Consider the following 19,004-nt stretch of genomic DNA (forward strand, 5'->3'; position numbering starts at 1 on the left):
CGGCATTCTCGCTGCGATAGACGATCTGCACCGCCAATCCGTTCGGGATCTGTACCGGCTGGCGTTGACGGCCACCGTCACCACCGAAGCCGCCGCCGTTGCGGCCACCACCGCCACCGAAACCACCTCCGCCACCACCGCGCGCTGGCGCTGCGGCGGGCACCTGTGCCGCCTGCGGTTCATCAGCCCCGGCGCTATGCGCTTCCAGCACGCGACGCAGCGCAAGCGCGTCGGCGTTGCCATTCATCTGCACCTTGACCGCCTCTGCATAGCGGCAACGTGCACGGCCGAGGTCCATCACAGTCTCGACGGTGAAGCGGAGGCCGCCAGTGAATGCGTCGTTGCGCGCCTGGCCTTGCACCACCAGCAACTCGTCTTCCTTGAAGAGCTGCTTGTGCGCTTCGAATGTCTCATTGAAGACCGTCACTTCGCATTGACCCGTGCCGTCATCGAGCAGCGCGATCAACATCTTGCCGCGCTGGGTCATCTGCGTACGCATCGACGCGATCACGCCGGCGATCAGCTTGTCGCGCCCTTCCTTCAGCTCGCCGATCTTCTGGCGCGCGAAGCGGCGCACTTCGTCCTTGTAGGCGTCGAACAGGTGGCCCGACAGGTAGAAACCGAGCGCACCCTTCTCTTCCTGCAGCTTCTTCTTTTCCGCCCATTCGGGTTCGTCGACCAGTTCATGACCTTGCGACGGCGCGTCGCCCATGTCGAACAGGCCCGCCTGCATTGCATTGGCGCTGGCTTGATCGGCGGCTTCCATGGCCAGCGACACCGACGCGATCAACTGCGCGCGATTCGCATGCAGCGCGTCGAATGCCCCGGCGCGGATCAGCGCTTCCACCGTACGACGGTTGACGACCCGGCGGTCGATGCGGTTGCAGAAGTCGAACAGATCGATGAACGGCCCTTCTTCGCGCGCCCGCAGAATTTCTTCGATCGCATTTTGACCGCTGCCCTTGATTGCGCCCAGGCCGTAACGGATCGTCTTCGAGCGCTTGCCGTCGGCTTCCGCAACCGGCTCGAAGCGATACGCGGACAGATTGATGTCCGGCGGCAAAACGGCCATCTTGTTCGTGATGCAGTCTTCGAACAGGATCTTGACCTTGTCGGTATCGTCCATGGCGAGCGACATATTCGCTGCCATGAATTCGGCCGGATGGTGCGCCTTCAGCCACGCGGTGTGATACGCGAGCAGCGCATACGCAGCCGCGTGTGACTTGTTGAAGCCGTAGCCGGCGAACTTCTCCATCAAGTCGAAGATTTCGTCGGCTTTCTCGCCGGTCAGGCCATTCTTGGCCGCGCCGTCGCGAAACAACGCGCGGTGCTCGGCCATTTCCTCGGCCTTCTTCTTACCCATTGCGCGACGCAGCAAGTCAGCGCCACCGAGCGAGTAGCCACCGATGATCTGCGCCATCTGCATCACCTGCTCCTGATAGACCATGATGCCGTAGGTCTCTTTCAGGATGGGCTCGACGCGCGGGTCCGGATACTCCACCACTTCACGGCCGTGCTTACGGGCGCAGAAGCTCGGGATCAGGTCCATCGGGCCCGGACGGTAGAGCGCCACGAGCGCGATGATGTCTTCGAAGCGGTCGGGCTGCGCGTCTTTCAGCATGCCTTGCATGCCGCGGCTTTCCAGCTGGAACACGGCGACCGTGTTGGCCTTCTTGAGGATCGTGAACGAAGCCGGATCGTCCAGAGGCACTTGCGCGAGCGACCAGTCCTGCTTCGACGGATCGAGCCTGCGGATATAGCGCTCGGCCCAATCAAGGATCGTCAGCGTGGTGAGACCCAAAAAGTCGAACTTGACCAGGCCAACCGCTTCCACGTCGTCCTTGTCGTACTGGCTCACGACGCCGCTTTCGTCGCCCTGCGTGTAGAGCGGGCAGAAGTCAGTGAGCTTGCCGGGCGCGATCAGCACCCCGCCCGCATGCATGCCGACGTTACGCGTCAAGCCTTCCACGCGCTGCGCGAGTTCGATCAGCTGATGCACTTCGTCTTCGTTGTCGAAGCGCTCCTGCAGCAGCGGCTCTTCCTTCATCGCGTCGGCAATCGTGACGTGCTTGCCGGGTTTGACCGGAATCAGCTTGGCGATGCCATCGGTGAACATATAGCCGAGATCGAGCACGCGGCCGATATCGCGCACGGCGGCCTTTGCCGCCATCGTGCCGAAGGTAGCGATCTGCGATACCGCGTCTGCGCCGTACTTTTCCTTCACGTACTGGATGACGCGATCACGCCCGTGCTGACAGAAGTCGATGTCGAAGTCAGGCATCGACACCCGTTCCGGATTCAGGAAACGTTCGAACAGCAGGTTGTAGCGCAGCGGATCGAGGTCGGTCACACCGAGCGCATAGGCGACCAGCGAGCCTGCGCCTGAACCCCGGCCAGGCCCAACCGGCACGCCGTTGTTCTTGGCCCAGTTGATGAAGTCCGCCACGATCAGGAAGTAGCCTGGGAAGCCCATCTTGACGATCGTGCCGCACTCGAATTCGAGACGCTTGTAGTACGTCTCGCGCTGTGCCTCGCGATCGGCCTCGTTCGGGTATAACTGCTCGAGGCGCTTTTCCAGCCCCTCCTTCGAGAGGTGCACGAGGTAGTCGTCGAGCGACATGCCGTCTGGCGTCGGGAACAGCGGCAGCTTTGGCTTGCCGAGTTCGAGCGTCAGGTTGCAGCGGCGCGCAATCTCAACGGTGTTGGCAAGCGCCGACGGAATATCCGCGAACAATGCAGCCATTTCCTCTTGCGTGCGGAAATACTGCTCTGTCGTGAAGCGCTTCTGGCGACGCGGATTCGCGAGCATGTCGCCTTCCGAAATACACACGCGCGCTTCGTGCGCGGTGAAGTCGTCGGGCGTCATGAACTGCAGCGGATGGGTGGCGACTACCGGCAGCTTCAACGATGCCGCGAGCGTCACTGCCTGCTGCACGTAGGCGTCGCCGCCAGGCAGACCGCAGCGTTGCAACTCGATATAGAAACCGTTCGGAAAAACCTTGGCCCAGTGTTGCGCGTTGCGCCTCGCGGCCTCTTCGTTACCGGCCGCGAGCGCCATACCGATATCGCCTTGCTGCGCGCCGGACAGAGCGAGCAGCCCTTCACCGAGCCCGGTTTCGAGCCAGCCAGCCTCGACCTCGGCGCGACCGCGATACTGATTGGTAAGCCACGCCTTGGTGAGCAACTCGCACAGGTTCAGATAGCCGCGCTTGTCTTTAACCAGAAGCAGCAGGCGCGAGGGCTTGTCGCGGTCATCGGGATTGGTTATCCAGACGTCGCAGCCGGCGATGGGTTTGACCCCTTTGCCGCGGGCTTCCTTGTAGAAGCGGACGAGGCCGAAGGCGTTGCCGAGGTCGGTAAGCGCGAGCGCGCCCTGACCGTCTTTGGCCGCAGCCGCGACGATGTCGTCAAGGCGCACGATGCCATCGGCAATCGAGAATTCGGAGTGAACGCGGAGATGAACGAAGCGAGGATCTGACATGGGCGTTATTGTAACTCCACCCTTCCGAAGATTTGAGAGCAAACAGACGCGTTAGCCATCCGGCCAGGGGAGACAGCCGCTCGACCCAAGGCCACCGCGGCGCCAGCCGTTGACAAGCCCACGAGCCGCCGGCGCGGCACCAATTGCAGGGCATGAAACGCGATCTGCCCGGGACAATTCAGCCGCGCCTTGCGCTACCGCAACCCGATAGCCATCTGGCCGACTCGGGTAACCCGGCCGGTTGAGGGATAATACGGGTTTCGCCCAACTTGCCGTGGCCGCGCCACGCACGCGGCTCTCTGAGGCCGCACGTGCGTTTGGAGCGCCGCCGGGCCACTTTTTTACCGCTGGACCATCATGAGCATCGTCAATCTCGCCGCCTACCAATTTGAGACCCTCGAAGCGACTGCCGAGTGGCGCCCGCTCGTCACTGAGCGGTGCAACGCACTCGGCCTGCGCGGCACGATCCTGCTCGCGCCCGAGGGCATCAACCTGTTCGTCGCAGGCACGCAGGAAGCGGCGCAGGGATTTATCGACTACATCCGCCACGACCCGCTGTTCGAGGGCAAGTTTGCGAACCTGCAGTTCAAGGAGAGCCTGTCGGAGAAGCAACCGTTCCGCCGCATGCTGGTGAAACTGAAGCGCGAGATCATCACCATGAAGAAGCCGGCAATCCGGCCGGAACTGGGCCGCGCGCCGTTCGTGGATGCACCGACGCTGAAGGCCTGGCTCGACCGCGGCCATGACGACGAAGGCCGCCCGGTCGTGATGCTGGACACGCGCAACGCGTTCGAAGCGGACGTCGGCACATTCGACGACGCACTTGACTATCGCATCAACAAATTCAGCGAGTTTCCGGCGGTGATCGAGCAGAACCGCGCGGACCTGGAAGGCAAGACGGTGGTGTCCTTCTGCACCGGTGGGATTCGTTGCGAGAAGGCGGCGATCCACATGAAGGAAGTAGGTATCGAGAATGTGTACCAGCTCGAGGGCGGCATCCTGAAGTATTTCGAAGAAGTGGGCGGCGCGCATTACCACGGCGAGTGTTTCGTGTTTGACTACCGCACGGCGCTGGACCCCGAGCTGAAACCGACAGCGACGGCACAATGCTTTGGCTGCCGCGCAGTGGTGAGTCCGGAGGCTCAACAGTCGCCGCTGTACGTCCCGGGCAAGACGTGTCCCGAATGCCATCCGGATCGAAACGCCGTGCGTGCGGCCTGACAGTCGCGGCGGCAACGGGCAGGCAGCGGGACACGCGCGAAAACGGCACTGGATCGAGAACCAGAACATGAATTACCGCGGCCGTTTTGCCCCCTCTCCCACTGGGCCATTGCATTTTGGTTCGCTCGTGGGCGCTCTTGCGAGCTGGCTGGATGCGCGCGCGCACGATGGCGTGTGGCTGGTGCGAATCGAGGACATCGACGGACCGCGCACGGTACCAGGCGCGGCCGAGGACATCCTGACGACGCTCGACCGGTTCGGCCTGCATGCGGACGAACCGCCCATCTGGCAAAGCGAGCGCACAGCACGCTACCAGCAGGCGCTGGACCAATTGCTGGCCGCCGGTCTTGTGTATCCATGCGGCTGCACACGCAAAGAGATCAGCGATTCTCTGCTGAACGTCCACGCCCGCAACACCACACTCGCCTACCCTGGCACATGCCGCAACGGCCTGCACGGCAAACCCGCCCGCGCGTGGCGGCTGCGCGTGCCGGATGGGGATGACGAAAAGAATGCGGGAGAAGACGCGGCGGGAAGCGCCGCAGGACGAACTGAAAGAGGCTCTGCGACGATCGCATTCGACGACCGCTGGCAGGGCTTTCAGACGCAGAATCTGGCGACTGAAGTAGGCGACTTCGTATTGCGACGCGCGGATGACCAGTGGGCATATCAACTGGCGGTGGTAGTAGACGACGCTGACGCGGGAATTACGCACATCGTCAGAGGCGCAGACTTGTTGGATTCGACGGCGCGACAAATCTATCTGCAGCGTTGCCTGGGCATACCGGCACCGTCCTACCTGCACATCCCTGTAGTCACAAACAGCGAAGGCGATAAATTAAGCAAGCAAACCGGCGCGACAGCGTTGGACACCAGCCATCCGTTGGACGCGCTTTACGCGGCGGCGGCGCATCTAGAGCTGCATATGAGCAACGAGCGCCACGAATCGCTGGGAGCGTTCTATGACGCAGCAACATCTGCATGGGCGAGGCGAATCGAATCGATGGGTAGGACGAGAACGCGCTAGTACTGCGGCCCAACCCAACGGCGAGGTGCCGCCCCGCACGGGGGCAACGCCAGCAAACCACTAAAAATTCAAGGAAAGGCCAACGCCCGAGGAGCAACAACCAACCCGCAGCGCGAAAAAGGCAAAAACAAACCCTTACGACGAAGTCGTCCGCCGCGGCATCCCAAACCCACCCAACAGCGCAGCCAACGGCTGCTTCGAAACCGGCTTCTGCGCAGCAGCAACCTCATCCGCCTCATCAATCTTCCGGCTAGCCGAAGGCGAAGGCTCATATGGCTTGGAAAAGAAATCATCGACAGGCTGTTGCCGATGATGATGGGGCCGCTCAAACGAAGAAGACCCTGCACCTGCGCCCGGCGCCCCAGCCCGGCGGCGCGCACCGCCGCGATCATCCCGCTCACGCCGCGGCGCCCGCTCCTCATGATGATGCCGCGCAGGCACCTCAACAGTAAGCCGCTGCACATCAAGCGGCCGCTTGATCAACTTCTCAATATCAGCAAGCTGCTTGCGCTCATTGGGGCTACACAAAGAAAGCGCATCCCCCGAAGCCCCGGCACGCCCCGTGCGCCCGATCCGATGCACATAATCTTCGGCATTAAACGGCAGATCGAAGTTAATCACAGCCGGCAGCTCGACAATATCAAGCCCACGCGCGGCAACATCAGTAGCAACCAGCGCCTCAATCTCACCGCGCTTGAACGCTTCCAAAGCCTGCATCCGCTCATTCTGCGTGCGATCGCCGTGAATCGCCGTAGCCACGACCCCGTCACGCTCGAGATTGCGCGCAAGACGGCTAGCCCCAATCTTGCTGTTGCAAAACACAAGAACCTGCTTAAGACCGCGCTCACGAATCAGTTGCACTACCGCACCAGTCTTATCCCCTTCGGCCACTTCATAAACCGTCTGGGTAACATTTGTAGCCGTCGAATTGCTACGCGCCACTTCGATAGTCTGAGGATTCCGCAAATACGTCGCCGCCAGCTTCTTGATCTCACCCGAGAACGTCGCCGAAAACAGCAGCGTCTGACGTTCCTTCGGCAGCAGATTCAGAATGCGCTGCAAATCCGGCAAGAAGCCCATATCGAGCATCCGGTCGGCTTCGTCCAGCACCAACATCTGCACCTGACCCAGGTTGGCCGTCTTCTGCTGCACGTGATCGAGCAGACGCCCAGGCGTGGCGATCAGAATCTCGACGCCGCGGCGCAGCTGATCGGACTGCGGGTTCATATCCACACCACCGAACACCACCGCGCTGCGCAGCGCCGTATGCTTGGCGTACGCGTGCACGTTGGCGGCCACCTGGTCGGCTAGCTCGCGAGTCGGCGTAAGAATCAAGGCGCGCACCGGGTGGCGGGCCGGCGACGCGCTGGTGCTCGCATGCTGCAGCAGACGCTGGATGATCGGCAGCGAAAAACTCGCGGTCTTGCCGGTGCCGGTTTGCGCGGCGCCCATCACGTCGCGACCCGACAGGACGACGGGAATCGCCTGCTCCTGGATCGGTGTAGGCGTCGTGTAGCCCTGCTCCACAATGGCTTTCAGGATGTCGGGCGCGAGGCCAAACTGGTCAAAGGTCGCGGTAGCGGGGGTGACGGCTATGTCGGACATGGTGGCTTTCGCTAAAAATGCGCCTGCGCGGGGGGCGCGGCAGCGGCCGGGGCCGCGAAGGGCATCAGGATGAAGCGGAGCCACGGCGTGCCGCACGAGACCCGATGTAGACAGGGAAGGATGCAGCCGGCTCCGGCCGACGGAAACACCCGCCGGAAAGGCCGGTATTGTAGCACTTCAGCAAAAACACTCATGGCGCATGCGCCCGCTTTCTGCTCGCACCCCGGAAAGCGGAGCGGAAGAGCGTCGGGAACGGCTACAAGCCCGCACAGACTAGGGTACGCAGGCGACAGTCCTGTGACAGCCCGTCGAGCGGGAGCGGACTGCGGCAAAAGCCCCGCAAACGTATGACAAATGTAAGCCGGAAGGGGCCGCGCCGCCATCCCTACGCGCCCCTCCACAGCGACTCTCACCACCCGATCACCACGTCTCGCGCATCACCATAAGCCGCAGTTCGGTCATATCCTCGATCGCGTAGCGCACACCCTCACGCCCGAGCCCGGAATCCTTGACACCGCCGTACGGCATGTTGTCCACCCGGAACGACGGCACGTCGTTGATCACGACGCCACCCACGTCCAGACGGTCCCACGCCTGGTGCGCATGGGCGAGCGAATCGGTAAATATCCCGGCCTGCAGGCCGAAGTCGCTATCGTTGACGGTCGTGAGCGCCGCATCGAAATCGTCGAAGCGCTCCAGAATCGCCACCGGGCCGAACGCCTCCTTGCGATAGAGGTCGGAATCGCGCTTCACGTCTTCGAGTAGCGTCGCCTCGAACATCGCGCCTTCCACCTTACCGCCGGCCGCGATCTTGGCGCCGTCCAGCACCGCGCTCTCCATCCAGCCGGCGAGGCGCTTCGACTCCGACTCTGAAATCATCGGCCCGACGAACGTCTTCTCGTTCTTCGGATCGCCCATGATCAACGAGCGCGTCTTCGCAATCAGCTTCTCGCGCAGCGCATCGTAAATACTGGAATGCACCAGAATCCGCTGTACGCCAATACAGCTTTGTCCCGACTGATAGAACGCGCCGAACGCGAGCCGGTCGACCACGTAATCGAGCTTGCCGCCCTGATCGCCGTCGACGATCGCCGCCGCGTTGCCGCCCAGCTCCAGAATCACCTTCTTCTTGCCAGCCTTGCGCTTCAGCTCCCAGCCCACGGCGGGCGAACCGGTGAAGGACAGCAGCTTGAAGCGCTCGTCGGTGGTGAACAGGTCAGCGCCATCGCGATGCGCCGGCAGAATCGAAAACGCGCCCTTAGGCAAATCCGTTTCCGCGAGAATCTCGCCCATGATCAGCGCCCCGACCGGTGTGCGGCTGGCCGGCTTTAGCACGAACGGCACGCCCGCGGCCAGCGCCGGCGCCACTTTGTGCGCGGTCAGGTTGAGCGGGAAATTGAACGGCGAGATAAACGAGCACGGGCCGATCGGCACACGCTTCACATAGCCGTGATAGCCCTTCGCGCGCGGCGAAATCTCCAGATTGATGATTTCGCCGTCGATGCGCACGGCTTCTTCCGCGGCGACCTTGAACGTATCGATCAACCGCGTGACTTCGCCGCGCGAATCGTTGATCGGCTTGCCGGCTTCGATACACAGCGCCATCGCCAGTTCGTCGTAGCGCTCGCGGAAACGGCTCACGCAGTGTTCGAGCACCGCCTGGCGCTTGAACGGCGGGAACGCGCGCAGCGCGGGCATCGCCTCCACGGCGAGACCGATAGCCTTGTCGATCGCCGCAGCGTCGGCCATAGCGACGCGCGTGGCGACCTCGCCACTGAATTTGTCCGTGACTTCGAGATCGGTATTGGCTGCAACCGCAACATTCGCCAGGTAGTACGGGTAAGTCTTTTTCAACATGACACGTTCTCCTTGATGCGATCAGGTCCACGCCTGTTCGAGCGGGGCATGTAGCAAACGCAGCTACGCAGCAAACCGCATGCCCCGCTTGCGCTCAGAGTTGCGCGCTCAGACGCTTGATCTCCCGGTTCAGCACCCGCTCGTTATCGGAATAGTCGATGGGCAGGTCGATCACATGCACGCCCGGCGTCGTAAAGCATTCGCGCAACAACGGCGCGAACTCGTCCGCCGACGAAATGCGATGCCCCTTGGCCCCATAGCTCTCGGCGTAGGCCACGAAATCGGGGTTCCGCAGCGTCATCCCGTAGTCGGGGAAATTCATGTTCTCCTGCTTCCAGCGGATCATCCCGAATGCATCGTCGCGCAGGATCAGCACCACCAGATCGAGCTTCAGACGCACCGCTGTCTCGAGCTCCTGCGAGTTCATCATGAAGCCGCCGTCGCCGCACACGGCCATCACCTTGCGATCCGGGTGCACGATCTTGGTCGCAATCGCCGACGGCAGCCCCGCGCCCATCGAGGCGAGCGCGTTGTCGAGCAGCAGCGAATTCGGCTCGTGGGCGCGGTAGTAACGCGCGAACCAGATCTTGTACATGCCGTTGTCCAGACACACGATGCCGTCGACCGGCGTCGTCTCGTAGACATCGTGGACGATCCGCACCGGGTACATCGGGAAACGGCTGTCGTTCTGACCTTTGGCCAGATGCTCCTCGAAGTGCTGCTTGATCTCCTTGAAGCGCGCAAAGTCCCAATGCTCCTGACGCTCCTTCAGGCTTTCCTTCAGTTGCCACACCGCGTTGGCGATATCGCCCACCACTTCAATCTGCGGGAAATACACCGGATCGACTTCGGCGCCGAGAAAGTTCACGTGAATCACGGTCTTCTCGTGCGAATCGGTGCCGCGCATGAAGAACGGCGGCTTCTCGATCACGTCGTGGCCCACGTTGATGATGCAGTCCGCGTGGTCGATGGCGCGGTGCACGAAATCGCCGTCCGAGAGCGTGGCGTTACCGAGCCACATGGGATGCGATTCGTCGATCACGCCCTTGCCCATCTGCGTCGTGAAAAACGGAATGCCTGTCTGGTCGACGAACTCGCGCAGCATCTTGGTGGTGGTCTTGCGATTACCGCCCGCGCCGATCATCAGCAGCGGATGCTTGGCGCTCGTAATCGCCTCGACCGCCCGCGCGACCGCCTTCTCTTCCGCAACCGGACGGCGGCTGAAGCTCTTGGGAATGGGCTTGCCGTCGCCCTCTTCGTCCGCAACGTCCTCAGGCAACTCCAGATGCGTCGCGCCGGGGCGCTCTTCCTCGGCCTGACGGAACGCCTCCCGCACCAGCGCCGGGATATTGCCGATCGAGACAATCTGCCGTGTGTACTTGGTGAGTGGCTCCATCATCCGCACCACGTCGACAATCTGAAAATGCCCCTGCTTGCTGGTCTTGATCGGCTTCTGTCCGGTGACCATCAGCATCGGCATCGCGCCTAGCTGCGCATACGCCGCCGCCGTGACGAAGTTGGTGGCGCCCGGCCCGAGTGTCGACAGACAGACGCCGGTACGCCCCGTCAGACGCCCGTATGTCGCAGCCATGAAACCGGCCGCCTGCTCGTGGCGGGTGAGAATCAGCTTGATTTTGGAGCGGCGCAACGACTCGAGGAGATCGAGATTTTCTTCCCCTGGGATGCCGAAGATATATTCGACACCTTCGGCTTCCAGCGACTTCACGAACAGATCCGATGCTTTCATTGAGAGTCTCGCTTGACGAACGAGCGCGGACGGCACGCCCACGCAGTGGGATCCGGGAACGGGTGATCGAAGACGATGACAGGCGCGGCCACGCGGAAACCGGTGGGCGCGTCGAACAGCTTACTACCTGAGAGAAAAATCTGCGCGCAGATGGGCGCGGGCTCGGGGTGATGCGGCCTGACGGTCAGGCTGTCGGGCTCTAGCGCACGATCGTCACGCAGTCCGACAGAATCGGCGGCGCGTTCTCGCCCGCCGTCGCATCGTACAGATCGGCGCGCGGGCCCTTGGTCCACCAGGTATAGCTGCCGGCCTGGTATTTCGCACCAGAACCCGAGAGCGTGTTGACGAACAGCATCGACTGGCCTTTGACGGGTACGAGCGCGAAGCTCTGCCCATTCACTGCGTTCCAGTAGGTAACCTGGAGGATTTTGCCGGTAGCGCAGGTGTATTTGTGGGTCTGCGGGTTTTTCGGCTGAATCTGAGAGAGACTCAACGGCGCCGCCGAGACCGTAGCGATCGACCCCGCCATACCCAGGAGCCCAGCCAGCGCTCCCACTGCCGCAACGAGCCATTTCCTCATTGGATTCCTCTCCTGGCTGTTAGCCGTCTGGAAGGGTTGCCGTTCAGGGATCGATGACATCGGCGCACGCGTCGGTCGGCGCCGCCGCGACGTGGCCGACCACCGGCACGATTTTCAATCCGGCAGAAGCGACGCGGCACGGCGCGGCGGCGAGACCGCAACCTGCCAACCCCGCGCACAGCGCTACCAGCACGCCCAGCGCGCCGAGGCGGCCCATCCGGCGAAGCCGCTCAATCTTGCGGGTGTCTGACTTCATGGGTACTGCTCCTGCCTTCAATACTTCAACTACATGCGCGCCTGCGGGATGCGTGGCGTGCTAGTCACTGCGGCTCACTGCGACAGGTAAGGCGCGTCCCTGCTTACTTCGCCGACACCGGATGCACCGCGGCGGCGGCCTGCTTCGCCCGTGCCCGGGCTTCGTCGGTATTCGCGCCGGTGGCAAGCGCCACACCCATACGCCGCTTGACGAAGCTCTCAGGCTTCCCGAACAGCCGCAGATCGGCATCGGGCACGGCCAGCGCCGCAGCGACGCCTTCGAACGCGATGCCGGTTTCATCCAGGCCGCCGTAGATAACGGCCGATGCGCCTGGCGCACGCAGCGACGTATCGACCGGCAAACCGAGGATCGCCCGCGCATGCAGTTCGAACTCGGAGAGACGTTGCGAGCACAGCGTAACGAGTCCGGTGTCATGCGGACGCGGACTCACTTCCGAAAACCATACGTCATCGCCACGCACGAAAAGTTCCACGCCGAACAGGCCACGGCCGCCGAGCGCCTCGGTAACCTTGTGGGCGATCTCGCGAGAACGCTCAAGCGCGACCGGGCTCATTGGCTGCGGCTGCCAGGATTCGACATAGTCGCCCGCGACCTGCACATGGCCGATCGGATCGCAAAAATACGTGCTCGTCGTGCCCGTTGCCGGATCGATAGCGCGCACCGTCAACTGGGTGATTTCGTACTCGAAGTCGATAAAGCCTTCGACGATCACGCGCCCATGATTGACGCGGCCGCCGGCCATCGCGTACTGCCATGCCGGTTCGACATCGGCGTCGCTCTTCAGCACCGACTGGCCCTTGCCCGACGACGACATCACCGGCTTCACGACGCACGGGTAGCCGACTTTCGCGATCCCCGCCTTCAGTTCCTCGAGCGAGTCCGCAAACGCGTACGGCGAAGTCGGCAAGCCGAGTTCTTCGGCCGCGAGACGCCGGATGCCTTCACGGTTCATCGTCAGTTGCGTTGCGCGCGCGGTGGGAATCACTTCGGCGAGACCGTCGGACTCGATGGCAGCGAGCGCGTCGGTGTCGATGGCTTCGATTTCCGGCACGATCAGATGCGGCCGCTCCTGTTCGACCAGCGCGCGCAATGCGGCACGGTCGGTCATGTCGATCACATGGGCGCGATGCGCGACCTGATGACCCGGAGCGTTCGGATAACGGTCCACCGCGATCACTTCAACGCCAAGGCGCTGTAACGCGATGATCACTTCCTTGCCCAGCTCACCCGCGCCGAGCAGCATCACGCGCGTCGCCGAGTTCGAAAGCGGGGTGCCGATCCGTTGGCCGATCTGCATGGGGTCTCCAGAAAAATGTCGGATGAGATGGAATGGGTGGATCAGCAATGTTAACATGCGCAACCTCTGCACCGGGCGCGCAGCGACGAGCGCTCGCGCGCGGCATCCTGAGTTCGTTACCCTTACGCCTTTGCCAGTTTGAAGAGGACCGACGCCATGATCAAAACGTCTTCAGCGCGACGTGTTGCGCGTCTCGTTGCCGCGCTGCCCGCACCGCTTTTCGCCGCGCTGGGCGTTGCCACCCTGTTGGCCGCCTGCTCGATGCCCACGCATCCGGATTCCAAGGCTCCGCCGCCCGACCCGTTCAACCCGGCGGCGACGCAGTTGCTCGACGACACCTCATGGGATCTCACCGGCTGGAAGCAGGCGGACGGCACGATGCGCGCCGTCCCGGGTGCCGACAGCGGGGCGCCGATCACCCTCACGCTGTCGACCGCCACCGGCCTGCGGCGCGCCAGCGGGTTCTCCGGTTGTAACCGCTATACGGGCACCTACGGACTGAAGGACGGCAAGGTGAGCTTCGGGCCGCTCGCCGGAACGCGGATGGCGTGCTCGACGCCCGGCGGCCAGATTGAAGGCGACTACCTCGACGCGCTGGCGCACATCGACCATACCGGCGTGCAGATGCGCGCGCCGCAGGAAATGCAATTGATCCTCGAAGACGGCGACAAGCTGACTTTCGCACGGCGCGACGGTAAATGAGGCTGTCTTCGAAGCGTTACGCTTCCCCGGTTAAACTCGATGGGTTGCGTCTTCGCGGATCCATTATTCGTTGATGTCTAGCATGCACACGGTAGTTTTCGGCTGGTTCGGCGCGTCGGCCGTCTGGTTCATCCCTCTCTTGCTGCGTCTCGCGAAGTCTGTGCTGCCAGGCGGCGCCGGCCTGCGCGGGCCCGGCACGATCCGGCTCTGGCTCGGCTTTGTCGGCGTGTTCGCGGCAAGCGCCACGCTGGAAGCCTTGCTGCCCGGCACGGTGGGCACGGACGGCTTCGGGCATGCCCTGGCGGCGGGTTTCGGCCGCCTGCTCGGCCACATTGGCACGCCGCTCGTCATGCTTGGGGTGCTGGTTCTCAGCCTGCCGTGGCTGATCGGTTTTCGCTGGAGCCGCGTCGCGCGGTGGGCGGACGGTGCATTTGGCCTCGGCCTCGGCTTGAACCGCGGGCTCGCCAAACGCGACGAGGACGCGCGTCGGCGCAGCAGCGTCGACGACACGCTGCCCGCTTATGCATCGACGCCGGCCAATCCGATGGCACCGAAGACCAAGGGGCGCTACGCCCGGCCGACCGTGTGGCGGCCGTCGGCAGGCGCACGCGGTGCGGCTGCGGGGACGGGCGCGGCAGCGGGTGCCGTCGTGGGAGCGAAGGATGCGCTAGCGGGGGAGGCGCGCGCAAACGCGGCCTCTGGTGGGGCAGCGCGGCAAGCGAGGAACACGGGCCAGCGTGGTCAGGCGGCGCCGGCTGATAGCGCTGGTGCGACACGCGTCGGCACACCGGGTAGACAAGCTGGCGCTCGGACCGCGGCGACCGAACCTGTCGCGCCAGCCGGATGGCTGCGCGAGCCAGGCAATGCGGTGCGCAGTGCGGCACCGGTTCGGAGTGGGGTTGCGGCGGCACCCGCAGCTGGTGCTGGTGCAACAACGAGCGTCCCGAGGACGTTCGACGCCAGCCGGACCATACCTGACGCAGCAAGCGGATCAAGGCCGAGCCCGAACCGCTCGCCGTCGATACAGCCCTTCACGACACCCGTGCGCACCAGCGCGCCGCCGCTGGTGCCGCGCAATGCAACGCCAGCCGCCCCCATCCAAACGCCGCCGCCAGTAGCCGGCGCAGCCCCCACACCGCAGCATCCGGTTGCTTCCGGCGCGCGCGCGCCGAGCGCACCAAGTTTTTCCCGGCCTGCGGCGACGACGGAGCACGTCACGCCGCCCGCCAGCGTGCAGGAAACGCTGCGCAGCATCGAAGAGAATGCGGCACGCTGGACAACGATCGCAGGCGTAAGTCTCGCCCGACGCAGCGGCGCAGAAACCGTCAGCATCAGCAGCGACGCTGACACGCCCCTCGACGAGCCTGCGGTTAATCCGACGGCAGCATCGAAGGCACCCCCTGTCGACACGCCCATCACGCGGCCCAATAGGGAAGCTGCTGTGAGCGTACCGGCCACGACGTCCCTAGAGCCTGCCGCACCCGTGGACATATCGATGACGGTACAGGTGTCCGCTCCGCTTGAAGTGCAACCGCACGCGCCAGCCTCGGCATTTATCGAAGCCGTCCCGCACGACCACCACAGCATCGTGGCGACGCCACCAGCAAACGTCGACCACCCAGGCGCGGCAAGCGCGACACGCACGCCGACCGCCGACGTCGTCATCGACAAGCCGCTGGCGCCCTGGGAGACGGAAGTTGACACCGACGCGGACCATCGCTCCGAGACGTCGAGTGCGCCTGAACACGTCGTACCCGAACCGGCACCGGCCCCCGTTCCGTCGAACGTGGTCCGCTTCCCTGGCTTTGCCGCAACAAGCGTCGGGAGAATCGCGAGCGGCGCATCGCACGGTAGCCAGACACCATTCGATGCCACCGCCGACGACTTCGAAGACACCCCCTTCGATCACGGCACCACGCCAGGCATTCCCCCGGATATCAGCGAAACCGAAAGCGAAGATGACGGCGAAGGCCAATCCGACACCCCAATCGCCTCAGCCTCAGCCGCGGCCTCGTTCACGCCGCCACGCAGCGAACCGGCCAACGAACCCGTCGCGCCCCGGCCTCCGGTGAGCGGCCATGCGCCAGCCGTATTCGAATTCCACGCCCCGGCCGCGTCGCGCGTCGAACTGCCGACCCTCGACCTGCTCGCCCGCGCCGACACCGATGTCGAACCCGTCTCCGAACAAAAGCTCGCCGAAACCGGTCTGCTGATCGAACAGCGTCTACAGGAATTCAAGGTGCCGGTAACCGTAGTCGGCGCGTCGGCCGGCCCGGTGATCACGCGCTTCGAAGTCGAGCCCGCGCTCGGCGTGCGCGGCAGCCAGATCGTCGGCCTGATGAAGGATCTGTCGCGCGGCCTCGGGCTCACTTCGATCCGCGTAGTCGAAACGATCCCCGGCAAAACCTGCATGGGTCTTGAACTACCGAACGCGAAACGCCAGACCATCCGGCTGTCGGAAATCCTCGAAGCCAACGTCTACCAGCACTCGCATTCGATGCTCACGCTCGCGATGGGCAAAGACATCACCGGCCATCCGGTGGTCGCCGATCTGGCAAAAGCGCCGCATATGCTGGTGGCCGGCACGACCGGTTCGGGCAAGTCGGTGGCGATCAACGCGATGATCGTGTCGCTGCTCTACAAGGCCACGCCCGAAGACGTGCGGCTCATCATGATCGACCCGAAGATGCTCGAGCTGTCGGTCTACGAAGGCATTCCGCATCTGCTTGCGCCGGTCGTCACGGACATGAAACTCGCCGCCAACGCGCTCAACTGGTGCGTCGGCGAAATGGAAAAGCGCTACCGGCTGATGTCGGCCGTCGGCGTGCGCAACCTCGCGGGCTTCAATCAGAAAATCCGCGATGCTAAAGCCAATGGCAAGAAGCTCGGCAACCCGTTCTCGCTGACGCCCGAAGCGCCCGAGCCGCTCGCGGCGCTACCGCTGATCGTGGTCGTGATCGACGAGTTGGCCGACCTGATGATGGTGGCCGGCAAGAAGATCGAAGAACTGATCGCCCGCCTCGCGCAAAAGGCGCGAGCCGCTGGCATCCATTTGATCCTCGCGACGCAGCGTCCCTCGGTCGATGTGATCACCGGTCTCATCAAGGCGAACATCCCGACCCGGGTCGCTTTCCAGGTGTCGTCGAAGATCGACTCACGGACGATTCTCGACCAGATGGGCGCCGAGTCGCTGCTCGGTCAGGGCGACATGCTGTTCCTGCCGCCGGGCACCGGCTATCCGCAGCGCGTACACGGCGCGTTCGTCGCCGATGAGGAAGTGCACCGGATCGTCGAGTACCTGAAGCAGTTCGGCGAGCCGCAATACGAGGAAGGGATTCTCGACGGCCCCACCTCCGACGGCGCCACTCAGGACCTGTTCGGCGACGTGCCCGATGCCGAAGCCGACCCGCTCTACGACGAAGCGGTCGCCTTCGTGGTGCGCACGCGGCGCGCCTCGATCTCGTCGGTGCAGCGCCAGTTGCGCATCGGCTATAACCGCGCGGCACGGCTGGTGGAACAGATGGAGGCAGCGGGCCTCGTGTCGTCGATGGGCATCAACGGCAGCCGCGAAGTACTCGCGCCGGGACCCGCCGAGTAAGCAAAACTTACGACGGCGATACCAGCTTGAAATCAACCGGCGAGCCGATGTCGATGCGCTTGGGATTCGCCTCGAGCAAGCCAGTCTGCTGGTCGCGCCTGAACACGTAAGCGGTATCGCTGTTCTGATTGCCGACGATCAACCAGTTGCCGGTCGGATCAATGGCAAACTCGCGCGGCGATTTACCCAGGCTCGACTGGCGTCCCACCAGTTTCAAGTGACCGTTGGCTGGATCCACCGCGAAGATCACGATCTCGTTCGCGTCGCCGCGGTTCGTCGCGTAGAGGAAATGTCCATCCGGCGACAGATGGATCGCGGATCCTCCCACCTGCCCTTTGAAGCCGTGCTCGGTGAGCGGCGACACCTGCAGCAGCGTCAGCCTGCCGTTGTCGTAGCGGAACGTGGTGACCGTCGCCGCCAGTTCGCTCGTCAGATACGCGTATTTGCCGTCCGGCCCAAACACCAGATGACGCGGACCGCTGCCGGCTTTCACATCCGTATAGCGCCACTCGGTGGGTCCGAAGAGCCCCCGGCTGCCATCGGGCGTGTAGCGATACGAGTACAGCTTGTCCGCGCCGAGGTCCTGGGCGAACAGATACTGGCCATCCGGCGAGAACACCGTGGAGTGCACATGCGAGTTGTCCTGGCGCCCCTTCACCGGCCCACCGCCCTCATGATGCACGGTCAACACCGCTTGCCCCACCTGGCCATCCCCCTGCAGCGGGAACACTGCGAAGCTGCCGCCGGGGTCTGCCGCCACCGAATAGTTCGCCGTCAGCAGATACTTGCCGTCCGGCGAGATCTTCAGATAGCACGGATCATTGCCCTCCGACGACACCTTGTTGAGGAACGTCAGTTGCCCGCTCGCCGGATCGAAACCGAATGCGCTGATGCCGCCGCGTTGCGAGGCCGGGCCGTTGTCGCCTGGCAGTTCGTTGACCGAATACACATGACGGCGGTCGCTGCTCACGACCAGATACGATGGGTTGACCGTCTTCGCGACCGACACAGGAGTCGCATCGCCCGTCTTCGTATCGAACCGGTAGACGTAAATTCCTTCGCTCTTGCCGCCCGTGTAGGTGCCGACGATCATGTCGTAGACACCGTCGGCCGGTGCGGGTCCGGCATCCTGCGCGAACGCCTGTGAAGCGACAATCGAAACCATAAGCACGAAACCTTTTATTATCGAACGGGCAGACCGGGACGATGGCGCGCATGAGGCCTTCCTGGCAGGCTGAAATAACGATTGATGCGCAACGCTTGCAGCGGCTTTGGCACTACGATGCATGTCGACCTCCTGGACATCGGGTTATCAGATTTTGATCGTGTCACTGGTCTGCCACGCGGTCTGGAACACCGGGTGCAGGGACGCCCGGTTCCAGGTGTTTTTGTTGTCGGGCCAAGTATAGAAGATAGAAGCAAAGCGTCGAGCCGGATCGCGCAGCCCACGGGCCCCGCTCCGGTGCTGGCGGGTGGCGCATCCTGCCGCCCGATGAGAATCCCCTCTTACACCTGTCTCATCCACCCGGAGTCATCATGAACGTCACCTTCAGCCTGGGCCCGCTTGTTTCGCTGATCGCCGGTGTCCTGATTCTTGTCATGCCGCGCCTCC

Annotated in this window: 13 protein-coding genes; 5 read left to right on the top strand and 8 right to left on the bottom strand. The window is 63.5% G+C overall.

Annotated elements, in window-relative coordinates; genetic code table 11:
* The coding region (dnaE, locus tag M0954_RS12315; RefSeq protein WP_297353496.1) for a DNA polymerase III subunit alpha at nt 1–3,490 on the bottom strand (3,490 nt) is incomplete at its 3' end.
* 348 nt (nt 3,491–3,838) lie between these two features.
* Between dnaE and M0954_RS12320 the strand changes: the two genes are divergently transcribed.
* Nucleotides 3,839–4,702 (top strand): sulfurtransferase, encoded by an 864-nt coding sequence (locus M0954_RS12320; protein WP_297353485.1) that lies wholly within the window; start codon nt 3,839–3,841, stop codon nt 4,700–4,702.
* A 67-nt stretch (nt 4,703–4,769) separates the two neighbouring features.
* Complete coding sequence (gluQRS, locus tag M0954_RS12325) at nt 4,770–5,729, top strand: tRNA glutamyl-Q(34) synthetase GluQRS (RefSeq protein WP_297353487.1); 960 nt, start codon at nt 4,770–4,772, stop codon at nt 5,727–5,729.
* A 135-nt stretch (nt 5,730–5,864) separates the two neighbouring features.
* Here gluQRS and M0954_RS12330 read toward each other — a convergent pair whose 3' ends face one another.
* From M0954_RS12330 to purT, 6 genes are all read right to left on the bottom strand, one after another.
* Nucleotides 5,865–7,334 (bottom strand): DEAD/DEAH box helicase, encoded by a 1,470-nt coding sequence (locus M0954_RS12330; RefSeq protein ID WP_122154012.1) that lies wholly within the window; start codon nt 7,332–7,334, stop codon nt 5,865–5,867.
* Between the two features lie 420 nt (nt 7,335–7,754).
* On the bottom strand, nt 7,755–9,191 hold the full coding sequence (locus M0954_RS12335; protein WP_297353488.1) for an aldehyde dehydrogenase family protein: 1,437 nt from the start codon (nt 9,189–9,191) through the stop codon (nt 7,755–7,757).
* Between the two features lie 94 nt (nt 9,192–9,285).
* A complete protein-coding gene (locus M0954_RS12340; RefSeq protein ID WP_122154010.1) occupies nt 9,286–10,938 on the bottom strand; it encodes an acetolactate synthase large subunit in 1,653 nt (550 codons plus the stop codon).
* 199 nt (nt 10,939–11,137) lie between these two features.
* Complete coding sequence (locus M0954_RS12345; protein ID WP_297353490.1) at nt 11,138–11,518, bottom strand: MliC family protein; 381 nt, start codon at nt 11,516–11,518, stop codon at nt 11,138–11,140.
* Nucleotides 11,519–11,561: 43 nt separating this feature from the next.
* Nucleotides 11,562–11,774, bottom strand: coding sequence for a DUF6726 family protein (locus M0954_RS12350; protein ID WP_122154008.1), 213 nt, complete (start codon nt 11,772–11,774; stop codon nt 11,562–11,564).
* 103 nt (nt 11,775–11,877) lie between these two features.
* Entirely contained in the window at nt 11,878–13,092 is a 1,215-nt protein-coding gene (purT, locus tag M0954_RS12355) for a formate-dependent phosphoribosylglycinamide formyltransferase (RefSeq protein WP_297353492.1), read from the bottom strand.
* Nucleotides 13,093–13,248: 156 nt separating this feature from the next.
* On the opposite strand from purT, the gene M0954_RS12360 reads away from it, so the two are divergent.
* Nucleotides 13,249–13,794: an META domain-containing protein gene (locus M0954_RS12360; RefSeq protein WP_123384507.1), complete on the top strand. Its 546-nt coding sequence runs from the start codon at nt 13,249–13,251 to the stop codon at nt 13,792–13,794.
* 82 nt (nt 13,795–13,876) lie between these two features.
* Nucleotides 13,877–17,392, top strand: coding sequence for a DNA translocase FtsK (locus M0954_RS12365; protein WP_297353494.1), 3,516 nt, complete (start codon nt 13,877–13,879; stop codon nt 17,390–17,392).
* Nucleotides 17,393–17,399: 7 nt separating this feature from the next.
* Here the strand turns inward: M0954_RS12365 and M0954_RS12370 are convergent, their stop codons facing one another.
* Nucleotides 17,400–18,557 (bottom strand): lactonase family protein, encoded by a 1,158-nt coding sequence (locus M0954_RS12370; protein ID WP_122154004.1) that lies wholly within the window; start codon nt 18,555–18,557, stop codon nt 17,400–17,402.
* A gap of 371 nt (nt 18,558–18,928) precedes the next feature.
* Between M0954_RS12370 and M0954_RS12375 the strand changes: the two genes are divergently transcribed.
* Nucleotides 18,929–19,004 (top strand): DUF3096 domain-containing protein (locus M0954_RS12375; RefSeq protein ID WP_297353499.1); only part of this gene is annotated, 76 nt, incomplete at its 3' end.

The sequence above is a fragment of the Paraburkholderia sp. genome, from assembly GCF_026225065.1.
GTDB lineage: Bacteria > Pseudomonadota > Gammaproteobacteria > Burkholderiales > Burkholderiaceae > Paraburkholderia.